General features: G+C 60.3%; 20 protein-coding genes. 12 read left to right on the forward strand and 8 right to left on the reverse strand.

From position 1 onward, the window contains the following. The first annotated feature begins 21 nt into the window (after positions 1–21). Genes murJ through E0H22_RS06195 form a run of 3 tightly spaced genes read left to right on the forward strand, consistent with a single transcriptional unit; the run spans position 22 to position 3,727 of the window. The gene (murJ, locus tag E0H22_RS06185; protein WP_233024770.1) at positions 22–1,521 is read left to right on the forward strand and encodes a murein biosynthesis integral membrane protein MurJ; all 1,500 of its coding nucleotides are present in this window, start codon (positions 22–24) and stop codon (positions 1,519–1,521) included. A 45-nt stretch (positions 1,522–1,566) separates the two neighbouring features. Further along, on the forward strand, positions 1,567–2,583 hold the full coding sequence (locus E0H22_RS06190; protein ID WP_233024771.1) for a polysaccharide deacetylase family protein: 1,017 nt from the start codon (positions 1,567–1,569) through the stop codon (positions 2,581–2,583). Further along, a complete protein-coding gene (locus E0H22_RS06195; RefSeq protein ID WP_430715219.1) occupies positions 2,576–3,727 on the forward strand; it encodes a glycosyltransferase family 4 protein in 1,152 nt (383 codons plus the stop codon). The genes E0H22_RS06190 and E0H22_RS06195 overlap by 8 nt, the downstream gene beginning before the upstream one ends. Before the next feature lie 6 nt (positions 3,728–3,733). Here the strand turns inward: E0H22_RS06195 and E0H22_RS06200 are convergent, their stop codons facing one another. Both E0H22_RS06200 and E0H22_RS06205 read right to left on the reverse strand, forming a co-directional pair. Then, the gene (locus E0H22_RS06200) at positions 3,734–4,912 is read right to left on the reverse strand and encodes a glycosyltransferase family 4 protein (protein ID WP_233024773.1); all 1,179 of its coding nucleotides are present in this window, start codon (positions 4,910–4,912) and stop codon (positions 3,734–3,736) included. Positions 4,913–5,182: 270 nt separating this feature from the next. After that, positions 5,183–5,977, reverse strand: coding sequence for an IclR family transcriptional regulator (locus E0H22_RS06205; RefSeq protein ID WP_233024774.1), 795 nt, complete (start codon positions 5,975–5,977; stop codon positions 5,183–5,185). Between the two features lie 136 nt (positions 5,978–6,113). Between E0H22_RS06205 and E0H22_RS06210 the strand changes: the two genes are divergently transcribed. The 7 genes from E0H22_RS06210 to E0H22_RS06240 are packed head-to-tail and all read left to right on the forward strand — an operon-like array spanning position 6,114 to position 13,459. Further along, entirely contained in the window at positions 6,114–7,001 is an 888-nt protein-coding gene (locus tag E0H22_RS06210; protein WP_233024775.1) for an FAD binding domain-containing protein, read from the forward strand. Beyond that, a complete protein-coding gene (locus tag E0H22_RS06215; protein ID WP_233024776.1) occupies positions 6,989–7,486 on the forward strand; it encodes a (2Fe-2S)-binding protein in 498 nt (165 codons plus the stop codon). Before E0H22_RS06210 ends, E0H22_RS06215 begins: the two co-directional genes overlap by 13 nt. Beyond that, a complete protein-coding gene (locus E0H22_RS06220) occupies positions 7,483–9,774 on the forward strand; it encodes a xanthine dehydrogenase family protein molybdopterin-binding subunit (protein ID WP_233024777.1) in 2,292 nt (763 codons plus the stop codon). The genes E0H22_RS06215 and E0H22_RS06220 overlap by 4 nt, the downstream gene beginning before the upstream one ends. An 8-nt stretch (positions 9,775–9,782) precedes the next feature. Next, positions 9,783–10,787, forward strand: coding sequence for an amidohydrolase family protein (locus E0H22_RS06225; protein WP_233024778.1), 1,005 nt, complete (start codon positions 9,783–9,785; stop codon positions 10,785–10,787). Between the two features lie 50 nt (positions 10,788–10,837). After that, complete coding sequence (locus tag E0H22_RS06230; protein WP_233024779.1) at positions 10,838–11,866, forward strand: ABC transporter substrate-binding protein; 1,029 nt, start codon at positions 10,838–10,840, stop codon at positions 11,864–11,866. Between the two features lie 25 nt (positions 11,867–11,891). Further along, on the forward strand, positions 11,892–12,689 hold the full coding sequence (locus E0H22_RS06235) for an ABC transporter ATP-binding protein (protein WP_233024780.1): 798 nt from the start codon (positions 11,892–11,894) through the stop codon (positions 12,687–12,689). Beyond that, positions 12,686–13,459: an ABC transporter permease gene (locus E0H22_RS06240; protein WP_233024781.1), complete on the forward strand. Its 774-nt coding sequence runs from the start codon at positions 12,686–12,688 to the stop codon at positions 13,457–13,459. The genes E0H22_RS06235 and E0H22_RS06240 overlap by 4 nt, the downstream gene beginning before the upstream one ends. 6 nt (positions 13,460–13,465) lie before the next feature. On the opposite strand, the gene E0H22_RS06245 is transcribed toward E0H22_RS06240, so the two are convergent. From E0H22_RS06245 to hemP, 6 genes are all read right to left on the reverse strand, one after another. Then, positions 13,466–14,782 carry an FAD/NAD(P)-binding protein gene (locus E0H22_RS06245; RefSeq protein ID WP_233024782.1) on the reverse strand — a complete coding sequence of 439 codons (1,317 nt, stop codon included), beginning with the start codon at positions 14,780–14,782 and terminating at the stop codon, positions 13,466–13,468. A 189-nt stretch (positions 14,783–14,971) separates the two neighbouring features. Beyond that, positions 14,972–15,337 carry a response regulator gene (locus E0H22_RS06250; RefSeq protein WP_233024783.1) on the reverse strand — a complete coding sequence of 122 codons (366 nt, stop codon included), beginning with the start codon at positions 15,335–15,337 and terminating at the stop codon, positions 14,972–14,974. A 135-nt stretch (positions 15,338–15,472) separates the two neighbouring features. Further along, positions 15,473–16,285: a heme ABC transporter ATP-binding protein gene (locus E0H22_RS06255; protein ID WP_233024784.1), complete on the reverse strand. Its 813-nt coding sequence runs from the start codon at positions 16,283–16,285 to the stop codon at positions 15,473–15,475. Continuing rightward, positions 16,282–17,379, reverse strand: a complete 1,098-nt coding sequence (locus E0H22_RS06260; protein ID WP_233024785.1) for a FecCD family ABC transporter permease — start codon at positions 17,377–17,379, stop codon at positions 16,282–16,284. Before E0H22_RS06260 ends, E0H22_RS06255 begins: the two co-directional genes overlap by 4 nt. Position 17,380: 1 nt before the next feature. Next, positions 17,381–18,358, reverse strand: coding sequence for a heme/hemin ABC transporter substrate-binding protein (locus E0H22_RS06265; protein WP_233024786.1), 978 nt, complete (start codon positions 18,356–18,358; stop codon positions 17,381–17,383). Beyond that, the gene (gene hemP, locus E0H22_RS06270; RefSeq protein ID WP_233024787.1) at positions 18,355–18,549 is read right to left on the reverse strand and encodes a hemin uptake protein HemP; all 195 of its coding nucleotides are present in this window, start codon (positions 18,547–18,549) and stop codon (positions 18,355–18,357) included. The genes E0H22_RS06265 and hemP overlap by 4 nt, the downstream gene beginning before the upstream one ends. Positions 18,550–18,799: 250 nt before the next feature. On the opposite strand from hemP, the gene E0H22_RS06275 reads away from it, so the two are divergent. Beyond that, complete coding sequence (locus tag E0H22_RS06275; protein ID WP_233024788.1) at positions 18,800–21,151, forward strand: TonB-dependent hemoglobin/transferrin/lactoferrin family receptor; 2,352 nt, start codon at positions 18,800–18,802, stop codon at positions 21,149–21,151. A gap of 95 nt (positions 21,152–21,246) precedes the next feature. Continuing rightward, positions 21,247–21,582 carry a heme-degrading protein HmuQ gene (hmuQ, locus tag E0H22_RS06280; protein ID WP_233024789.1) on the forward strand — a complete coding sequence of 112 codons (336 nt, stop codon included), beginning with the start codon at positions 21,247–21,249 and terminating at the stop codon, positions 21,580–21,582. Positions 21,583–21,586 lie beyond the last annotated feature (4 nt).

Below are 21,586 nucleotides of genomic sequence, written 5' to 3' on the forward strand. Positions count from 1 at the left end.
CATCACTGGGGTGTATGCCTCATGACGGCGCCGCGACAATCGACCGGGCGTTTCGTCGCCAAGCTGATCAGCGGCGCGCTTGCGAGCAAGCTGCTCGGTTTTGGTCGTGAGATATTGATGGCGCATGTGCTCGGCGCAACCCTCGTTGCCGACGGTTTTCGCGGAGCAATCACAGCGGTGTTTCTGCCGGTGGCCTTTCTGCAGAACGAGACCGTGCCGGCAGTGATGATTCCGATGCATCGCGATGCGTTGAGGGGAGACGACGCGCCCCGAAAGCTTGGCGCCCTGGCTATCGCGACCACGGGGATTGCTCTGATCCTGATGGCGGTGCTGCAAGGGCTCGGCGAAGTGGCGGTTCAGGCTCTGGTAGGCGGTTTTTCGCCGGAGGGGCGCAGCCTGACGCTCGACTTCATCCGCATTATGGCTCTCGGCATGCCGGCTTCGGTGCTGGTGAACGTGCTCGCATCCGGTGAGATCGCCCTGGGGCGAACGCGACTGACCAATATCCGGGCGAGCATCCTCAATATTTCTGTGTTGGTCGGAATTGTTCTGATCGTGTTGACGAGCGATTTCCATGCGTTGGCATGGTCATTCACCGTTGCGTTCAACGCCCTCGCCATCTGGGGTCTGGTTACTTTGAGGCGCGAAGGCGCAATCAGTTTTCGAGACATGTCGTTTGCTGCGGTACTGGCATCGTCCCGCGAATTCTTTCGCAGGCTACGCCCATTGCTGGCGCTGCCTATCGCGGAGCAGGCGAATATTTGGGTGGAGCGTCTGCTGGCATCGCGTGTCGGCACCGGCGCCGTGGCATCGCTCGATTATGCGCGCACGCTGACGGAAAGTGCCCTGCTGCTGATCAGCCAGCCCGTCGGTCTTGCTGTGCTGTCAAGCGCGAAGCCGAAAGAACCTAGCGACCAGATCGCAAGCATCGCGCGGCCGATCCTGGCGCTGGCCGTTCCCGCATCGGCGTTTCTGTTCATGTTTGCGCCCGACATCGTGCGCCTCGTCTTCTTCCGCGGCGCCTTCAATGAGCAAGCCGTGATCCTGACCAGTCAGGCGTTGCAAGGCATTTCATGCGGCTTGTGGGCTGCAACGCTCGGCTGGATCCTGATCCGTATCTTGAACGGGACCGGACGGAACTTCGTCGCTGCGCTGATCATCGTCATCGCCTATTTGGTTAACATCGGAATTAACCTTCTCACATCGTATCTGCCGCACGTTTCGGAGTCCGGCACACTGCTGCTTGGACTGGGCGAAGCGACCCGTGGTATCGTTCTGCTTGCCGGAGTCATGATGGTTCTGAAGTCGCGGAAGAAACTGCTTTTCTGGCTGTTTCTCGCGAGCATTCCGGCTGTTCTGATGATCCTATCGGGTTGGCAGATCCACGCATGGTTCGCCGGGTCTTGGCAACGACTGTTCGTCGGCAGCGTCGCGTGTCTTGTGTGCATCGCGCTGGCTTTCGCGATGCTTCTGCCAAACGCCTATGTTGCGGCATTCGCGCGCTTGCGCAGCCGATTCTGATTTGAGTAGATCCGTTGGGGTGCAGGGCGGCTGAGGAATTCTTCGATGAAGCGACTGTTGTCTGGTGCGGCCAGGCGGATGGCTCGGTCTGGAGCGCTCACGCGTCCGATCAGCATGGCTGCGGATATGGTCATGAGTGACCGCGGTTGCCTCATGACCTTTCATCGGGGAGCGCCGGCCCAGCTCTGGGAGCAGCTGCCCAATCGGGATTTTTATCTCGATACGACGTTTCTGGACGAATTCCTCAGCTATTTGAAGAAGCGTGAATGGGATGTGGTGACGATCGAGGAATCCATACGTCGTTCCCGAAAAGGGAGAGGACGCTTTGTAAATTTCTCCATCGACGATTGCTATCGCGATACTTACGAGAACATAGTGCCGCTGTTCCGGCGCCATAACGTACCCGTGACGCTGTTTGTGACTACGGGGATTCCGGACGGAACGTTGCCGCTGTGGGCTGCAGGACTTGAGGACACGCTACTCAACAACGATAGTGTCATGCTTGACGATGGCGCCATTCGGGTGCCTGATTTTGAAACCAAGCAGGCAGCGTTCTATCGGATAGCAGATAGTTGGGATGGGCCGCAGGCAGCGAGCAGCTACGCGACGTTCTGCGAGTTGAACGACGTCGATATGAAAGCGATGCACTGGAAGCACGCGATCACCTGGGAAATGCTCGAAGAGTTGCGCGAAGATCCGCTGGTCGAGATTGGCGGTCACACCGTCACTCACGCTCGCATCTCGTCCCTGCCGCCGGAAGGTGCTCGCTTCGAGCTGCAAGGCTGCCGCGATCGGCTGATTGAGCGTCTCGGCATTCCCGCGCGGCATTTTGCGTTTCCGTATGGACGCGCCGGTGATTGCGGCGCGCGCGATTTTGCGATCGCACGCGATGCCGGCTATGCGAGTGCATCGACGACGCGCAAGGGTCTCGTGCTGGAAGGGCAGGATCCGTATTCTTTGCCTCGCTGTACCATCAACGGATCGGACCGCAGCGTCGCCACCATGGAATTGCATCTCTCCGGCATGACTGGCTTGGCTGCGCGGATGGCAGGACGTGTCTAGCTCGGCACCTCCGAGAATTCTGTCGATTGCGCACCCAGCGGTGAGTCGGGATGCGGGGCGGCTGCGCTACTATCCGCTCGGGCATCGCAACGATGTCGATGTGCATCTCGTCGTGCCGGCGGTCTGGCATCAGTTCGGGCGTGTCATCGTCGCCGATCCTTCGAACGATCCCGGCATCACCGTGCATTTGATGCCGATCCGGCTGCCGAAAGCGGGGCCGATGAGCTGGTATCTTCATTTCTATCCAGGCCTGCGAAAGCTCATCCGTGAACTCGATCCGGATGTGATCCACCTTTGGGAGGAGCCATGGAGCGTCGTGGCCATGCAGGCGCGTCTTCTCAGGGGGCGGGCCGCCCTGGTGATGGAAGTGGATCAGAACATTCTGAAACGTCTGCCGCCGCCGTTTGAATTCATTCGCAAGCAGGTGCTTGCAAATACCGATCATGTGCTGTCCCGAAGCCCGGATGCCACCGCGGTGGTGCGTGCGCGGGGATATCGCGGGCCGGTGTCCTCGATTGGTTACGGAGTCGATCTCACCAATTTCCATCCTGATGTCGAACCGTTGTTGCCTCCCGTCGCACGGCCGGCATTCAGGATCGGCTATGTCGGCCGTCTGGTAGTGGAGAAGGGGATCGACGACGCGCTGGATGCGATAGCGCGCACGAAGACGCCCGTTGCGCTTGCTCTGATGGGCGAGGGACCGCATGAAGGGGCTCTGCGGCAGCGCGTGATCGAACTCGGATTGACTGAACGTGTCAGCTTTCGCGGCTGGGGCAAGCCGGCGGAAGTTGCCGGCTTTCTGCGTAGTCTCGATGCGTTGATCCTGCTGACGCGCACGACCAATGCCGTGAAGGAACAGTTCGGGCGCGTCATCACCGAGGCGCAGGCTTGTGGCGTGCCGGTGATCGGATCAACCTGCGGTGCAATTCCCGATGTGACCGGCAAGGGGGGCTGGATCGTGCCGGAAAGCGATCCGGGCGCGCTTGCGGCCCTGATCGATCGTATCGCGGTCGATCCCGATGAGATGCAGAAGCGCAGCCAGGCAGCGTTGGACAATGTCGTGAGCCGCTTCACCTATGACGCCGTCGCCGGTGACCTCGCCAACGCCTGTTTGACGGCCGCCGCACGGCGGCGTGGCAACTGAACGGACTCAGGCGCCGGCAGGCATGGCGCCGTGCGGGAAGGCTTCCTTAGACGCATGCACCTGTTCCAGCAGCTCGATATAGCGTGAGCCGACATGGTCCCAGCCGTAGTTGAGTGCCGTGGTATGCGCGCCCTCCCGCAATTTTGCGAGCAGGTCCGGATCGGCAAAGGTTGCGGCAATTTTGGTGGCGATGTCTTCGGCGTCCATCGTTATCCGGTAGCCGTTTACACCATCGCGCAGATAGTCTTCGATGCCGCCGACCGGAGTTGCGAAGACCGGCGTCGAACATGCCATGGCTTCCATGCAGACCAGTGAGAAGGTCTCATAAGCTGTGGGCAACACGAACGCGTCGGCGGCCGAATAGAGGGCAGGCATATCCGTGCGGGATCCCGCAAAGATGAGCCGATCCGCAGATGTCGTCGCGATTTTGCGATAAGGAGCTGGATTGTCCGAGCCGACCACCAGCATCCACGCCTCTGGCCCAAGGCGGTCGAGTGCGCCGATCGCGTGAGCAAGGCCTTTGCGACGAAATTCGTGACCGGCAAACAGCAGCAACTTGGCATCCAGTGGGATACCGAACTCGCGGCGCATGGCAATGCCTGCGGCGATGTCCCGCTTGAAGCGCGTGAGATCGATACCATTCGGGATCACACGTATGCGCGACGCCGGCACCTTGTAGATATCCTGCAGTTCCGTCGCAACGCGCGGCGAGACCGCCACATACATGCGATAGCGCAGACCACCGATCATCCAGCGATCCCGCAGGCTCACCCACAGATGCATCGGGTTGACCATCCATTTCCAATCGCCGGCATTGCGCTTCTCGATCAGGCTTTGCGCATTCACTGCATGGACCACGAGCACGTCGCCGCTCAGGCTGTCGCCATGGCTGAGAACGACAGCCTTGGCATGATGTTGGAGTGCGCGCGTTGCCAGCATGGTGAAGATCGGCACTACGAGGAAGCGGCCGACATAGCGCAGCATGCCGCGCGTCTTGATGCGCGACAGCCACCCGCCGACACGTTCCACATGCGTGCCAGCGGCAGCTCTCTCGCCGACTGCGCTGGCAAGAACGGTATTGGCGATTTTTGCCCGGCTGAACGCGCAAGCGAGTTCATTCGCGACGCTCTCGACGCCGCCGACCGAACTTAGCTCTTGGACGATCTGTACGATCTCGATGGTCATGGCGTAACGCTCGAAAATGGCCGAATGAACCAGCCGCGAAATTCACCGCGGATCGCAATGTTGATCCGTCCTGTTCTTGGCAGGCTTTCACCTGCGACACAATGTCCAATTCCAGAAACAGCATATGATCATCCAGCCGGGACATATTTCGACATATTACGCCGATGTGGTCCGGTTGAATGGTTCTGATGTGTATCGAATTGAAGTACCCGGTCTCAAAAGGAAACAGGTGAAGCAGGCCGGTAAAAGCGATTGCGCGACGAAGCCGTATCAGAGGTTAACAGCGGAATAGGCCTTGCTGATGGCGGCTGCTGCCCGCTGCAGCTTTTCACGCAGATTGATTTGACCGGCTTTGGGAGTCCGGAAGGCGGGCGCGACGAAGGAAATGGCCGCGACGACACCGTTGCCGTCGCGAACGCCGGCGGCGACGGCATAGACATGCGGTGTGATTTCCGCGTGCGATTCCGACCAGCCTTCCTCGCGGATCGTTGTCAGTTCATGCGCCAAGGCTTTGCGATGTTGACCGAAGCCGGGATCGCGCAAAATAGCGTCCTCGAGCAACTGCTCGATCTCGGCCTGCGGCTGGTATGCGAGCAGGAGCTTCGGTCCCGCGCCGCGATGCAGCGGCAAGGCGGTGCCGACCTCGAAGGTGAGACGTATGCGCGACGACGACTCGGCGCGTTCGATGCAGACAGCGCGATCGCCCGAGCGGCGCAGGAGAATGACGGTTTCACCGACGTCCTGTGCAAGCCGCTTCATATGCGGGCGTGCCATGGAGCTCAGATCCGTGCCGGCGCGTGCCGCTTGTGCAAGGCCGATGACGCGCGGCGCGAGAACGAACGAGCCGCGTCCGTCTTCGTCGATGAGTTCGGCTTCGCGGAGAATGCCAATATAGCGATAGGTGGAGGAGAGCGGGACGCCGATCTGCTCGGACAGGCTTTCAGCCGAATGCCGCGGGCGCTCGGTCGAGAAAGCGAGGAGTGCACGCAGGATTTTACGCGAACTGCCGTCCACTACTTGCGTCCGGTTCGTTCCGTCGCGCGCTGCGGTGGTTCTCTTGATCACCAATGCGCTCTCCATTCGCTACAGCTTGCCGATGGAAAAGGCGGTTCGCGGACATCGATACATGCGATCAAACCTTGCCACGCCGCTCAATTCTTATACCATAAGACAGTGTTCTCATCAATTGAGAAGTAGCGCTATGAAGCTTCCGTCGCTGGACTATGCTCGCCCCGCTACACTCAACGAGGCGATCGCGATTCTCGCCGCGCAGGGGGGGGATGCGAAAGCGATCGCTGGCGGTCAAAGCCTGATGCCGATGCTGGCGTTTCGGCTTGCTGCGCCAAAATTGCTCGTCGATATCGGGCGCTTACCCGGTCTGAATCGAATCGATGTCTCCGAAGATGGCGTCGATCTCGGCGCGCTCGTGACCTGGCGCATGATCGAGCGCGATGCGCGTCTCGCGCAGGCCCATCCACTATTGGCCGCTGCAATTGCTCATGTTGCGCATTATCAGGTGCGTAATCGCGGCACTGTCGGCGGTAGCCTCGCGCATGCCGATCCTGCAGCGGAAATGCCCGGCATCGCGGTGACATGCGATGCGCTGCTGACGGTCGTCGGTCTGAACGGCATGCGCATCGTACCCGCAGCCGCCTTCTTCCGCGGTGGCTTGGAGACCGTTCTGGCGCCCGATGAGCTGATCGTCAACGTGCGTTTGCCGCCATGGCGACGCGCGCGGCGATGGGGGTTTGCAGAATTCGGACGCCGGCGCGGCGATTTCGCCATGGCCGGCGTTGCAGTCTACTATGATCTCGATGTGCAGGGAGATATCGGCGATGCACATGTCGGCGTCATCGGTGTGGCCGATCGGCCGGTGCGACTCAAAGACGTTGAGGGCATCCTGAATGGCCAGCGGCCAAGCGTGGACCTGATCCGGCAGGCGGCTGATGTGGCACGAGGCGCCGTCGATCCTTCGGATGATATCCATGCGGAAGGCGCCTATCGCCGTGAACTCGTCGGTGTCTTGCTCGAACGAGTGCTCGCCACGGCCGGCAATATAAAAATACCGGAGGCGGCATGGCATCTCTGATTGCGGTTCATATCCGCGTCAATGGATCGGATGTGTCGATGATGGTCGAGCCGCGAATGACGCTGGCCGATACCCTTCGCAACGAACTCCGTCTGACCGGCACGCATCTCGGCTGCGAACATGGCGCATGTGGCGCCTGTACCGTGATAGTGGATGGTGCGGCCGTGCGCGCCTGCCTGATGTTGGCTGCGCAGGCAGAAGGATCCGATGTGATGACAGTGGAAGGGCTTGGCGGTATCGCGCAGCTCGGTCCATTGCAGCGCGCCTTCCGGAAAAACCACGCTTTGCAATGCGGCTTCTGCACGCCCGGCATTTTGACCACGGCGCATGCGCTTCTGATGGAGGAGCCGGATGCTGATGAGGACCGTATCCGTGAGGTGATTTCCGGTAATCTGTGTCGCTGTACCGGTTATCTTCCGATCATCGCCGCCATTCTCGAAGCGCGCGAGGCGTATCGCGATCAGCAGCGTGAGGCGGCGCAATGACCGCACCCGTGAATCTTTTAGTGGGCAGCGCCGTCGAGCGCATGGAAGACGCGCGTTTCCTCGCGGGTACGGGAACGTTTGCCGACGATCTCATCCGCGAAGATATGCTGCATGCGGTGATCCTGCGTAGTCCGGTCGCGCATGCGCGTATCGTCAAAATCGATGCGGCAGTGGCTTTGGAGATGGCGGGCGTGCATGCTGTTATCACCGCTGCCGATATTGGCGCGGATATCCCGCTGATTCCGTTACGCCTCGCGCCAATGGTGGAGTTCGAGCCGTTTCGACAGCCCGTTATCGCCAGCGACAAGGTGCGCTATGTCGGCGAACCGATCGCCCTGGTCGTCGCCAGATGTCGTGCGCTGGCCGAGGACGCGCTCGAGGCGATCGAGGTCCAGTTTGAGACACTGACGGCAGTGACCGGGCGAGGCGTCGGCGCGGACGCGTTGTTCGACGGTGCGAATGAAAACGTCGCCGTGCAATATGATGCAGGTTTTGGCGAGGTCGATACCGCATTTATTGGGGCAGATTACATCCGCACCGAGTGCTTCAGCGTGCAGCGACATACGGCGCTGCCGATGGAAACACGCGGTCTGCTCGCCGAATGGGATATCGCATCGCGCCGCCTTGTGGTCAGCGGAGCGACAAAGGTCACCTTCTATAACCGGCGTACACTCGCAAGCATGCTCGGTATGCGCACGGAAGACATCGATCTGATCGAGATTGATGTCGGTGGCGGCTTCGGTGTCCGCGGAGAGTTCTATCCCGAGGATTTTCTTGTGCCATTCGCGGCTCGTAGGTTGGAACGTCCCGTCAAATGGATCGAGGACCGCCGCGAGCATTTGATGGCAATCAATCATTCGCGCGATGTCGCCTGCGAATTGTCGATTGCTTGCCGCAGCGACGGCTTGTTTCTCGGCCTGCGTGGTAAGCTGTTCAGCGATATGGGCGCCTATATTCGCACCAATGGTGGCGTCGTGCCCGCCAAAGCCGCGCAATTCCTGCCGGGGCCTTACCGCATTCCGCATGTCGGCATTTCGGTCGAAGCGTTTCTCACCAGCAAGACGCCGGTTGGCACCTATCGCGGCCCGGGACGCTTCGAAGCCAACTTCTTTCGCGAGAGGTTGATCGACATGGTAGCTGCGGATCTCGGCATCGATCCCGCGGAAATCCGTCGCAAGAATCTCATCACCGAAGCAGAGTTGCCCTATCCCATTGATGGGCTCGTTCCCTATGAAGGGTCGACCGCGTACGACACCGGTAATTATCTGGCTGGATTCAAACGCGCGCTGGACGAGATCGGCTGGCATGAGAAGATGGATTTGCAAGGCAAGCTCATCGACGGCGTTCGTCACGGCATCGGGCTTGGCTGCTTCGTTGAAAGCGGCGGTGCAGGACCGAAAGAGAACGCGTTGCTCACGGTGGAAGTGGACGGTTCATTGACCGTGGCCGTCGGCTCTTCGGTGCTGGGGCAGGGACTGGAAACAGTGCTCGGCCAGATTGCCGCGGATATGTTGTCGATTCCGTTCGACCGCATTCGTGTCCTGCATGGCTCGACGACCCTGCTCGATGAAGGCTTCGGCACCTACCACTCGCGGGCCGTCGTCATGGGCGGATCTGCTGTGCTCGATGCAGGGAAGAAATTGCGCGAGAAGATCCTGGCGCGTGGGGCGGAGCGGCTGGGGCGGCCGAACAGCGAGTTGATCGTCCTCGATGGCAATGTAGTAGCTGCCAATGGCGCGACCGTCTCGTTTGCGTCGCTTGCCAGCGATGGCGCTCTCTCAGCGAGCGGTACATTCTCCAACAATCAACGCACGTATAGTTACGGGACGCATGCCGCGCATGTCACGGTCGATCCTCGAACCGGTGCGGTAGAGATCCTCGATTATGTGGCCGTGGAAGATGTCGGCCGGGCGATCAATCCGGCCGTGGTGCACGGGCAGGCGATCGGCGCCATCGTCCAGGGGCTCGGCGGCGTATTTCTCGATCATCTCATCTATGATGAGGAAGGGCAGTTGTTGAACGCTTCGCTGGCGGACTACTTGGTGCCAACGGCGAGCGATTATCCGGCACTGCGGGCGATCACGCTTGAACTCTGCCGGTCGCCGAGCAATCCGCTCGGTGCGAAGGGGGCCGGTGAAGGGGGTATCGTGGCCGTGGCCGCGGCGACGGCGAATGCCGTAGCGGCAGCTCTGGCGCCGCTGAATGTACAGATTCATCATCTGCCCCTGACGCCGCCGCGTCTGTGGCGTCTCATCAAGGATGCGCGCGAACCCGCCGCTGCTGCATAGGAACGCTTGTGCCGATCGATATTCACGCTCACTACGTGCCGCCCCAACTGCTCTCCGCCGTTGCGGACCGTGGTGCGATGTGCGGCGTCAGGCTGCTGCCGGCGGGGAATGGTCGTCCGCCGGCGCTCGGCTTTGACTATGGCTTCAGGGTTCGCCCCTTCTTCCCCCAGCTCGTCGAACCGGTTGCTCAGCGCCGCGCCAGCCTCGATCGCCAGAGGCTGGACCGCCAGCTGGTCGCAACCTGGCCCGATATCTATGGCTACGGTCTCGAACGCGGCGCCTGCGCGCAGTGGCATCGCATGCTCAACGACACGCTGGCGGAATGGTGTAACGCCAATAGCGATCGTTTCTCCTTCGTGGCATCGGTGCCGCTGGTCGATACGAACGATGCGGCTGCCGAGCTCGAACGGGCGATCTATCTCGGCGCAGTCGCAGCAATGATTCCAGCCAATGTGGAAGGCGTCAATATTGGCGAGAAAGCGCTCGATCCATTCTGGGCCAAGGCCGAAGCGCTTGGCCTTCCCGTGATTTTGCATCCCGTTCTCGTCGAACCGGCGCCCCGGGCAGCAAAGTTCGCGCTGACACAGATCGCCCAGTATACATTCGATACCACACTCGGCATTGGTTCGGTCCTGCTGTCAGGTGTGCTGGATCGTTTCCCCGCGCTGACGCTCGTGCTCAGCCATGGTGGTGGGGCATTTCCTTATTTGCTCGGGCGATTCGATGTGATGCATGAGCGGATGGACAAGGCGGCACAAGGCAATGTCGCGCAACTCGCGCCGTCCGCCTACGCGACACGGGTCGGCTATGACACCATCGTGCATGCGCCGAAGGCGTTGCGGTTTCTGGTCGACACGGTAGGCATCGAACAGATTGCGCTCGGTACCGATGAGTCCTTTCAGCCGGCCGATCGAGATCCTGTCGCCAGCGTAAAGGCTGCGGGGTTCTCGCCGGTCGATGTCGAGCTGATCACAGAGATCAATCCGAGACGCCTGTTTCCCCGCCTTCCCTGAATTTTGGCGCTGTCCCGCCTGGTTATACATGAGAGTGAGAGGAATGACCGATGCTGAAAGATCTGCTTGTCGTCGCTGCCGCTACCTTTGCACTGCTCGGTCACGCGCAGGCTCAGACCATGAAGACGGTCAAGGTCGGGACCACCAATCTCTCGTCGGATATCGGCTTGTTCCTGGCGGAGAAACGCGGTTATTTCAGGGATGAAGGACTGAAGGTCGAGCTCGTTCCCTTCGATGCCGGTGCCAAGATGGTGGCGCCGCTCGGTGCTGGCGATCTCGATGCCGGCGCGGGCGCTGCATCTGCGGGACTCTATAATGCCGTCAATCGCGGACTGAAGCTGAAAATGGTGGCTGACAAGGGCACCAATATCTCCGGCTACAGCTACAAGGCATTGATGGTGCGCAAGGATCTGATCGAATCCGGAGCGTTCAAATCATTGGCCGACTTGAAGGGCAAGAAAGTTGCGATCATTGCCAACGGTGCGGCGGACGAGTCGGTGATCAATCAGGCCCTCAAGAAAGCGGGACTGAAAGATGACGATATCGAAAAGGTATTCCTGCCGTTTCCGCAGCATCTGACCGCCTTCGCCAACAAGGCGATCGACGCTTCCATTTCTGCTGAACCTGGCGTCACCGCCATGATACGCAACAACGCCGCGGTGCGCTTTGTCGGTATCGATGACTTCTATCCGGTGCAGCAGACCGCGATGTTGCTCATCAACGGGAAATTCGCCGATGATCGCAAGACCGTTACGGCCTTTCTCAAGGCCTATCTGCGCGGCGTGCGCGATTATGTAGCAACCCTGAAGGACGGAAAGATCGCAGGTCCCGGCGCCGAGACCATGATCCGGGACATCGCCGAGATGACGGGAATTAGGGATACGACGCTGCTTCATCAAATGGTGCCGGTATTCATCGATCCGGACGGACAGATTAATCGCGCCAGCGTCGAGACCGATCTGGCGTACCTCAAGTCTCGCGGTTTGGTCGCCAATGATATTTCAGCCGAGGGCGTCGTCGATATGTCCTTCGTCGAAGAATTAAAGCCTGTGCTCGGATCGTTCAAGGCGTCAAACTGAGCGAGCGATCACTCCGATGTCCTCGTTGGAGCAGCCGGTGACTGCCGCGAAGATCAGTCTCTGCAATGTGTCCAAGCGCCATGGCGAGCAATTGGCGTTGGCCAACATCACCCTCGACATTCCCGTCAGCACCTTTTTTGTGGTGGTCGGGCCAAGTGGCTGCGGCAAAACGACTTTGTTGCGGATGCTGGCAGGTCTCGATGCGCCATCCGATGGCGAGATCCGGATCGGTGAGCCGCAGCTGGGACAGCCGCAAAACGCGATGGTCTTTCAGGGCGACTCGCTTTTTCCATGGATGACGGTGTGGGACAACGCTGCATACGGTCTGACGATGCGCAATGTGCCGTCCGCACGCATCGCCGAGGTGGTCGGGCACTTCCTGAACAAGACTGGCATGTATGACGCGCGGGCGCTTTATCCGCATCAGCTCTCCGGCGGCATGCGCCAGCGTGTGTCGATCGCGCGGGCTTTTGCCACCGATCCCGATATCCTCCTGATGGACGAGCCGTTTTCGGCACTCGACGAGCAAAACAGGGTGTTGCTGCACGAAGAGCTGCTGCGGATCTGGGAGGAGGCGCGCAAGACCGTGGTATTCATCACTCACAGCGTCGATGAAGCCGTGACGCTGGGCGACCGGATCATGGTGATGACGGCGGGCCCCGGACGCATCAAGACCATTGTTCCGGTCACGCTGCCACGTCCGCGCAATGTGGTCGAGCTTCGGCACACGCCGGCTTATGGTGAGCTCGTCTATGACATCTGGGCGCAACTGCGTGAGGAAGTTGATCGCGTACGCAGCCGCGAACCCAGGGGGAAGACATGAGTGCTTTGCGATCGAAATCGCTCGTGAGCGACCGCGCCATCGGTGTACTTTCGCCGTTGATCCTGCTCGGTATATGGGAAATCTGCGCGCGCGCTGCGATTGTCGATGCCAGATTCTTTCCTGCTCCGTCGCTTGTGACCAGGCATCTGATCGAGATGATCGGGGCGGGCGATCTGTGGCGGCATCTCGGTGCCAGTCTCTATCGTCTTGTGATCGGCTTTTTTGTCGGCTGTGTGCCGGCGATCGCAATCGGTCTTGCGATTGGGCTGTATCGACCGATCCGCGCGGCCTTCGATCCGCTGATCTCGGCGACCTATCCGATTCCGAAGAGTTCGCTCCTGCCGCTGATCTTGCTCGTTTTCGGACTCGGCGAGAGTTCGAAGATTGCCATGGTCGCAATCGGCGTGTTCTATCCGGTGGTCATCAATACGGCGGCCGGCGTGCGACAGATTGCGCCGATCTTTCTCGACGTCGGCCGCAATTTCGGCGCCAACCAGTTTAACATGTTCCGCACGGTAGCGCTTCCTGGCGCGTTGCCGATGATCATGACCGGCGTGAAGCTCGGTGCCGGCATGGGCCTCGTGCTGATCGCCATCGCCGAGATGGTGGGAGCCAAAAGTGGCCTTGGTTACATGATCTGGAACGCCTGGGAACTGTTCGACGTCCAGACCATGTATGTCGGTCTGTTTGTCATCGCGATCATTGGCTTCCTGCTCAATGCCGGATTCGACATGCTGGAGCGTGTGATCGTGCCGTGGCGGAAAGGCTGAGACGAACTAGCGGATCGTTGTCGTCTTCAGTGCGTCGGCGATGCTGAGAATTTGCTGGCGAATATTGGTCGCCGCCGTCACCTCCCAGAACGCACCGCGCGTTGCATGCCCGATCGCGTAGAGACCCGTCTGAACCTCTCCGGCGCGATCCCTGATCCGACACGCTTCGTCAACATCTAGCCCTAGGCCGTTATTGCCCCGCTGTGCGATGCCGCTGGCGAGCATCGATCGGACGAGCGGGTTCTCGATCCGGTCGTAACGCTCTTCGGGACCGGTGCAGTTCAGGATCCAGTCGGCGGTCATCTGCATGGCGATTCCGCCACGTCGATGGATCGCGACGTCGTAGCCCGTGGGCGTTACTCGAGCATTGATGATCCGGCCAGCGAGTACGTTGAGGTTGCGCTCGCTCTGCAACCTATTCAGTGACTGTGCCACGTCCGGCGCGAGCCGGTGTCGATGCACAAGCCAGATGGCGCGGAGGTGGCGTGAGAAGCGCTCGCGCTCGGTCAGCGAAGCGCCGGTCCAGAGTCGGCCGATCTGGAGGCGGAACGTATCGACCGAGGTCTGCCATGGAATGCCGGTCGCCATCTTCTGGCGCGTATCCTTCAGCAGGGCGGCGAAGATACCGCGTGTGGTCGGCTCCGGCCAGTTCTCCAGCGGAGTGGGATCGGTCTGCGCTGGTGCATCGATCAGCGGTAGCAATCCGCGGCGCGAGATAATGGTGATCGGCTGTTGCATGCTGCGGCGATTGAGGTCGATCACCACATCGACGGCCGTCGCGCCGGTGCCGATCACCAGCACGCGGTCATTCGGGCCTATGGGATCGAGTGCGCCGGGCGCCCAGACATCGGTGATGGAGCGCGGAGAGGTCTCGATGCCGGGAAACGGCGACGGAGATGGATTGCCGAGGCAGAGCAAGACGATATCGAACGTCTGGCGCTCGCCGGACGAACGCGTCAGCTCATAACCGGATTGTCTGCGTTCGAGATGTTCGATCACGTCGGTATGCATGGTTGCATGGCCGCTTCCGGCAATCGCGGACAGCTGCGCTGCAATGTAGTCGCCATAGACCCATCGTGGAACGAACGAATCGGAATAGTCGCGCCAGTTCGCTTGTCCGGTGGCGCCGAGCCAATCGGCAAAGCCTTCCGTGTCTTCGGCGCCGACACCGCCCATTTTGTAGGCTGGCACATTGATGCGATGCCAAGGTGATTTCGCCGAATAAGCGAGGCCTCGGCCGAATGCGCCATGCCGGTCGAAGACCGTGATCGATTCGATTTGCTGTAGCTTCGCAAGCGCGATGGCTGTCAGGGAGCCGGCCACGCCGCCACCAACGATCGCTGCACGCCACCGCCTGGGGAAAGCTGGAGTCATCGGACTGGAGCGTTGCGACAGGGTGATCGGCTCGTAAACGGCGTGAAACCGTCCGATTTATTCCATGCTGCAGCAGCTCAACGCAAGCCCTTCCGCACGACCAAGCCAGGAGCGTGCGGAACGCATAATAGGCAGAGTTCAGTGGAGCGCTTGTTCCGCAACCCGCAGTATGTCGATCGGGCTCCAGGGTTTTGCCATGAACAATGTGCCGTCCGGCAGCCGGCGGACACGCGGGGCTCCAGAAGTAACGATGACCTTCAAGTCGGGATAACGTTGCCTTGCAAGACAAGCGAGCTCGACGCCATCCATCATGCCTGCAAGCTCAATATCGGTAAACACCATCGAGACATTGTTGCCAGACTCTTCGAGCACGAGAATGGCGGCTTCCGCGCTTTCACATTCGATGACATCCATTTCACTTTCTTCGAGCAAAAGGCTGACGAGCGTGCGCTGTGCCTCGTCGTTTTCGACCACCAGAGCAGTTGACCGGCGTGCATATCCCATGGGGAAACCTCCGTGGTTGTTGATTGGAGGGCAATGCATGAATTCATCGGGAGTTCATCAATAAGGCAGAGTTCCCTGCAAACAATCTTGTTGCGAGCATGCAATCCCTGGATCAGCCACCCTTCGGCGGTTCATTCAACATCGGGGATGAAGGTCCGTCACTGTTTGCATCGATTGTGGCAGCAGATAGGGCGTTCCGTCTTCTGATCGTGCCATCGGAACTTCGATCTGGAACACGCGCCTGAGGATATCGCTGGTGATCGTCTCGTGCGGTGTTCCCTCGGCGGCGACGGCGCCGTCGCACATGACGACGATGCGATCCGCAAAGCGGATGGCGAGATTGATATCGTGCAGCACGGCAATGACTGCGGTGCCATTGCGCGCACGCTGCTTCGATGTCTCCACCAATGCAATCTGGTGACGTAGATCGAGGCTCGACGTCGGTTCGTCAAGCATCAGCACGCCGGGGCCGGACGTCGCTTCGCCGCACGCCAATTGTACCAGGATGCGGGCGAAATGTGCGCGCTGCTGCTCGCCGCCGGACATTGTCGGCAGTTCGCGGTGCCGGAATACATCGAGTCCGACTTCAGCGATCGCATCGTCGATCAGGTGCTGCACCGCCGGGAGAGAGCGATTGCCAGCTCCCATGCAAATGATTTCTTCCACCGTGAAGGGAAAGCTGACCGAGACGTGCTGTGACAGCATGGCGCGATGCAAGGCAAGGTCGGCGGGAGACCATGCGTCGATGCGCCGCCCCTTCAGCGCGACGCTGCCGCGTGTGGGGCGCAGATCAGCCGACAACAGACGCAGCAAGGTCGATTTGCCGGCGCCGTTAGGGCCGACAATGGCGACCATTTCGCCACTGCGCAGCGACAGGTCGACATGTCGGAGCAATGTCGCTTGTCCGATCGCGAGCGAGACGCCTGATGCTGTGAGGAGTTCTGTCACAGGCCGACCAATCCGCGCTGTCGTAACAGAATGAGCAGGAAAATCGGCGCACCGACTGCGGCAGTCAGAATGCCGATCGGCATCTCCGCTGGAGCGACGATCGTACGGGCCAGCGTATCGGCGCCGACCAGCATCATCGCACCAAGTGCGACCGATGCCGGCAGCAAGAGCCTGTGCCCAGGCCCGATCATCAGCCGCAGCAGATGCGGAACGACGATGCCAACGAAGCCGATGACGCCGCATACGGAGACGGCCACGCCGGTCATCGCGGAGATGACCACGATGCAGATGCGCTTGAGGCGCTCGACGTCGATGCCCGAGTGAAACGCTTCGGACTCGCCCAGGATCAGCATGTCCAAGCCGCGATGGATGAAGATCATGACGATCGAAGCGAGCGCGAAGACAGGGACGATCGTCATCGCCTTGCTCCAGGTGGCGCCACTAAGCGAACCGAGTAGCCAGAAGGTGATGTCGCGGAGCTGGCGGTCGTCGGCGACGAAGACGAGCAGGCCGATGCCGGCATTGGCGATAGCCGCGATGGCGAGCCCGGCGAGCAGGAAGATGGCGATCGAGGTGCGCCCGCTACGCGTGGCGATACGGTACAGGATCACTGTCGTCAGTAAGGAGCCGAGAAAGGCCGCAAGCGGCAACAGCATCGGCTGCAGGAACTGGATATGCACGGCGAAGCGGCTGTCGCTGATGACGATGGCGCTGGCAGCCGCGAAGGCCCCGCCGCTGGACACTCCGACCAGTGCAGGATCGGCCAGCGGATTGCGAAACAGTCCCTGCATGATTGCGCCCGCCGCCCCGAGGATGCCGCCGATCATCGCAGCCACGGCAATGCGTGGCAGGCGGATCGACCACAGGATCAGCTGATCTCGGGCATGGAACGCATCGCCGGGGCTGGGCGCTGCAAGGCCCAGCGCTGCTGGCAGACGCGAGAATGGAATGCCGGCAGCGCCCACCGTGGTTGCGAGGATGACGGCGAGCGACAAGAACAGAATGAGGCTGCTGACGACCAGCAATGCCGACGGACGTCGGACATGACCTTTCGTTCTGACGAAAGCGCCCGGCTTGACGTTGGCGAGGCTCATTTCACTGGCGGCAATTGACGGTCGGCAAAGCCGGCTGGAATGCCGTTCCTACCTTCGACAGGGTCGGATCGATCTTGAGTGCCAGATCGTGCGCCGCGGAGGCAGTACGCGGGCCGAAGCCGAGCAGATAAAGGCCGTCCATGGCCACAAAGCTCTTGCTCTTGGCTGCCGGGGTCAGCGCGAAGGCGGGATTGGCAAAGATCGCGGTTGCCTGTACCGAGTCCTTGCCGCGATCCATGACGAGGATGTGATCGGGGCGGGCTGCGGCGATCGCCTCGTCGCTCATGACCTTGTAGCCGTCGAAACCATCAGCAACATTGGTGCCGCCGGCTAGTTTGATGATCTCGTTGGCGGCGGTCTTCTTCCCTGCCACCATGGCGCGGCCGTCGAGGAAGGACATCACGAACATCACCCGTGGAGGGGTCGTCACCTTGGCGCGCAGATAGCTCAGCCTGGCGAGATCGGCCTCGACGGATCTGGCGAGGCATTCGCCACGTTTTTCAAGACCGGTGACTTTTGCGACCATCCGGATTTTTTCGATCATGCCGGTCTCGGAATAGGAGTCGGGGATCACGATCAAGGGGACCTTGGCGGCATCGATAACGTCGATGGTCTCTTTCGGTCCGGCACCCGCAATCGCCAAGACCAGCTGCGGGTTGAGGCCGAGCACGCCTTCCGACGACAGCTGGCGCATATAGCCGACATTGGGTTTGTCGGTCATCGCCTCGGGCGGATAGAGGCTGGTGGTGTCGATGGCAACGATCCTGTTTTCGGCACCCAGAGCGTAAAGAATCTCGGTAATTGCGCCGCCGATCGAAACGATGCGGGTCGGATGGCCGATGGTGACGTCGCGGCCGCGGGCATCGTGAATGACCACGTCCTCAGCCGCTGCAGCGGCAGAAAGAGCAAGGCATCCACCCAGGGCAGCGCATTGGAAAGCGCGGATGAGGGGGCGGCGGCGGCGCTGGGCGGGGGTCATTTGGTCAGGATCAGCTTGTTCTGGAAGGTCAGGCGCAGTCGATAGGTATCCTCGCCATGCGTGATCAACAGTTCACGCTGGTCGGCGAATAGCTCCTTGCTGTCCATCCTGTCGCCATTCACGAAGATGCTGCGCTGCGCCGGAGCTTTGATGCCAGCGGCGTTGCTGCCGTCGTGAGAACCTGTGTCCATCGTGTCAATCTGCCCGGTCGATGAAATTCATCAGGCAGTTATAGGTTTCGGTCGCGGGCATCGCCAAGCGTTGCAGTCTATAATCAATGTAAAGAGACCGGTGGTCGGTTGACCCCTTCGTTCCGGACCCGTAATCGAAAATGGCGGTTTGGTGGCGGGGATCACCGAGTCGTGTCAAAAGCCAGCAAGCCTGCATCATTTCGCAGCGTCAGCCAGCCAAGCATGTCCATTGTCACTTGGGGAATAGGTCATGGCTCTCGCGGGCAGGACGAAGTGCGCCTTGTTGCTTGGCGTATCGGTCGTAGTTTTGGGAGTGGTCAGCGCGCAGGTCGCGAGGGCGCAGGCAGTCGAAACGGTTCAAGCGGCCAAGCCGAAGAAGAAGCGGGCCGCAGCGCCACAAGCTGTTTTTCCAGAGCCGGTGCGCAACGCCAATGCTCAGATCGGCCGCCAGACCACGCAGGCGCTCGATGAAATTACGGTGACTGCCTCGAAGAGCCCCGAGCGCGCCATCGATGCGCTGGCTCCGGTCAGTGTGATGACACTCCAGCAGATCCAAGGGCGCCAGGCTTCGACGGTCGGTGCTCTCGTGTACAACATGCCGGGCGTCTGGCTTCAGGACCGGGGCGACGAACCCTCGACCTCAATCAATATCCGCGGCCTGCAGGACTTCGGCCGCGTGGCAGTGGTTGTCGATGGCGCGCGTCAGAATTATCAGCGCACCGGCCATTTTGCCAACGGCTCGTTCTTTCTCAATCCTGAGCTGATCGGGGGCATCGATATTACGCGCGGACCGACCGCGAATATCTATGGTTCTGGCGCCATCGGCGGCGTTGCATCGTTCCGTACCAAGGATATTCAAGACGTTCTGCGCCCGGGCGAGACGTGGGGCGTGGATGTCAACAGCATGTTCGGAAGCAACACCGCCCGCGCGATGAGCTCTGCTTTCGGCGGCGTGCGCATCAATCCGAACGTCGATTTCTTCGCCGGAGGCACCTATTCGACGCAAGAAAACTACCGCGACGGGAGCGGTGTCACGGTGTCCAACACAGGCAACAAGCTGTCGAGCGGCCTGGCCAAGCTGACGGTCCGACCGGCTGACGGGCATGAAGTGAAGCTCGGAACGGTCTTCCAGGAAGACCTTTACAGCGTCGGTCAGCCTGCGCGCCCGGCCGGCTTGCCAAACTCCGCGGGCGGCGCGCTGAGTACGGGTACTTCGGTCTATGCGACCAATGTCAAGAATTATACGACGACGCTGGGCTGGACCTATTCGCAGCCTGACGACAAACTGATCGATTGGGATGCCAAGATCTATTGGAATCGTACCGAGAACGATCAGACCAAGATTTCGCATAATGGCGTGTTCAGCGCGGCGCCGACACCGTTCCCGTCGAACTGTACGCCGCTCCGCGTAGCCGGGAACAATATCACGGGGTGTATCGGGGATCAGCGCAGCTACCGCATCGATACATTTGGCTTCGACGTGCACAATACGTCGCGGTTTGAGTTCGGCGACTGGCGAAATGCCATCACTTATGGCGGCGATGGCTTCCGGGACGATGTCTCAACCGCCGATCAGAACGGCAATTCAAACGTCACGACGCCGGGAGGTCAGCGCACGGTCACCGGTGCTTTCGTGCAGTGGAAAGGGAACTATACTTCGCTGCTCGAAGTCGTTGGCGCGTTGCGCTACGATAGCTATGAACTGTCGTCGGCCCGCAACAGCACCAGTGGCGATCGGCTGTCGCCAAAGATTACGATCGGCTTCCTGCCCACATCGATCGTCACCCCTTATCTGAGCTATGCCGAAGGCTACCGTGCGCCTTCGATCACCGAGTCGTTGATCTCTGGCGGGCATACGGCGACCAGTATCGGTGCAGGTGATACGGCGCGTTGCGCTGACGGCTCTCGTGGCTACTTCTGTTTCATTCCGAATACGGGGCTGCGACCGGAAGTCGGCAAGAACAAGGAAATCGGCATCAACCTGAAGAAGAACGATCTGATCGTTGCCGGGGACGGCCTACGTGGCAAGTTCAACCTCTATCAGAACGACGTCGAGGACTATATCGATTACAACCTGTTCACCTGTCCTCCGGGCAGCGGCAATACCGGCCTGTGCTATCAGTATCAGAACATCACTGGTGGTGCGCGTATCCGCGGCTTCGAGGCCGAGGTGATGTATGACGCGAATTCGTGGTTCGTGGGCGTGTCCGGGAGCGCGCAAGAAGGCAAGCGCGTACAGACCGGCGTCGGCTTGCTCAATATACCGTCGCAGAAGATCACCACAACGGCGGGCGTCCGCTTGCTCGACAACACCGTGATCCTGTCGGGCATGTGGACCAACGTGAAAGCCAACACGGATCTGCCGGCCGGCACCATTCCGGCGACATCCTACAATCTCGTCAATCTGTATGCGACGGTGCGACCGACCAAGGATATTTCGGTCCAGTTCTCGGTCGAGAATCTGTTGAACCAGTACTACCGTCCCTACGCGATCCCCGGGCCTGATCCCGGCACGGGTCTCGCACAGAACGACGTTCTGTGGGCGAGTGCCGGTTCCGGTATCGTCTTCAAGGGCGGCTTGAAGTATCACTTCGGCGGATAATCGATCGGACTGATCACGGCCGTAGTGTTGTGGTCAATGCCTCCGAAGCCGCGTCGATGTCCCGACGCGGTTTCTTCCATGACCAGGAGAAAACCATGTTTATCGCCATGAACCGCTTTCAGGTCAAAAAGGGCTCCGAGCAGGCCTTCGAACAGATCTGGGCCACCCGCGAGTCCTACCTCGGCGAGCTGCCGGGCTTCGTCGAGTTTCATCTGCTGAAGGGGCCGGCGGCCGAGGATCACACGCTGTATTCCTCACACACGGTCTGGGCCAGCAAGCCTGATTTCGAGAATTGGACCAGGTCCGAACAGTTTCGCAAGGCGCATGCGCGTGCCGACAACAAGTCGGAAGGTGCGAGCCTCTATCTCGGTCATCCGAAGTTCGAAGGCTTCGAGGTCATTCAGACCGAGAAGAATGGCAGCGCGGCCTGACCGT

It is taken from the genome of Rhodopseudomonas boonkerdii, assembly GCF_021184025.1.
Classification (GTDB): Bacteria; Pseudomonadota; Alphaproteobacteria; order Rhizobiales; family Xanthobacteraceae; genus Tardiphaga; species Tardiphaga boonkerdii.

Excerpts from the sequence above, each read along its gene's own strand:
- E0H22_RS06210 (WP_233024775.1), top strand. The coding sequence starts at position 6,114 with ATGAAGCTTCCGTCGCTGGACTATGCTCGCCCCGCTACACTCAACGAG.
- hmuQ (WP_233024789.1), top strand. The coding sequence starts at position 21,247 with ATGTTTATCGCCATGAACCGCTTTCAGGTCAAAAAGGGCTCCGAGCAG.
- E0H22_RS06230 (WP_233024779.1), top strand. The coding sequence starts at position 10,838 with ATGCTGAAAGATCTGCTTGTCGTCGCTGCCGCTACCTTTGCACTGCTC.
- E0H22_RS06215 (WP_233024776.1), top strand. The coding sequence starts at position 6,989 with ATGGCATCTCTGATTGCGGTTCATATCCGCGTCAATGGATCGGATGTG.
- E0H22_RS06250 (WP_233024783.1), bottom strand. The coding sequence starts at position 15,337 with ATGGGATATGCACGCCGGTCAACTGCTCTGGTGGTCGAAAACGACGAG.
- hemP (WP_233024787.1), bottom strand. The coding sequence starts at position 18,549 with ATGGACACAGGTTCTCACGACGGCAGCAACGCCGCTGGCATCAAAGCT.
- E0H22_RS06190 (WP_233024771.1), top strand. The coding sequence starts at position 1,567 with ATGAAGCGACTGTTGTCTGGTGCGGCCAGGCGGATGGCTCGGTCTGGA.
- E0H22_RS06260 (WP_233024785.1), bottom strand. The coding sequence starts at position 17,379 with ATGAGCCTCGCCAACGTCAAGCCGGGCGCTTTCGTCAGAACGAAAGGT.
- E0H22_RS06275 (WP_233024788.1), top strand. The coding sequence starts at position 18,800 with ATGGCTCTCGCGGGCAGGACGAAGTGCGCCTTGTTGCTTGGCGTATCG.
- E0H22_RS06240 (WP_233024781.1), top strand. The coding sequence starts at position 12,686 with ATGAGTGCTTTGCGATCGAAATCGCTCGTGAGCGACCGCGCCATCGGT.
- E0H22_RS06265 (WP_233024786.1), bottom strand. The coding sequence starts at position 18,358 with ATGACCCCCGCCCAGCGCCGCCGCCGCCCCCTCATCCGCGCTTTCCAA.
- murJ (WP_233024770.1), top strand. The coding sequence starts at position 22 with ATGACGGCGCCGCGACAATCGACCGGGCGTTTCGTCGCCAAGCTGATC.
- E0H22_RS06200 (WP_233024773.1), bottom strand. The coding sequence starts at position 4,912 with ATGACCATCGAGATCGTACAGATCGTCCAAGAGCTAAGTTCGGTCGGC.
- E0H22_RS06220 (WP_233024777.1), top strand. The coding sequence starts at position 7,483 with ATGACCGCACCCGTGAATCTTTTAGTGGGCAGCGCCGTCGAGCGCATG.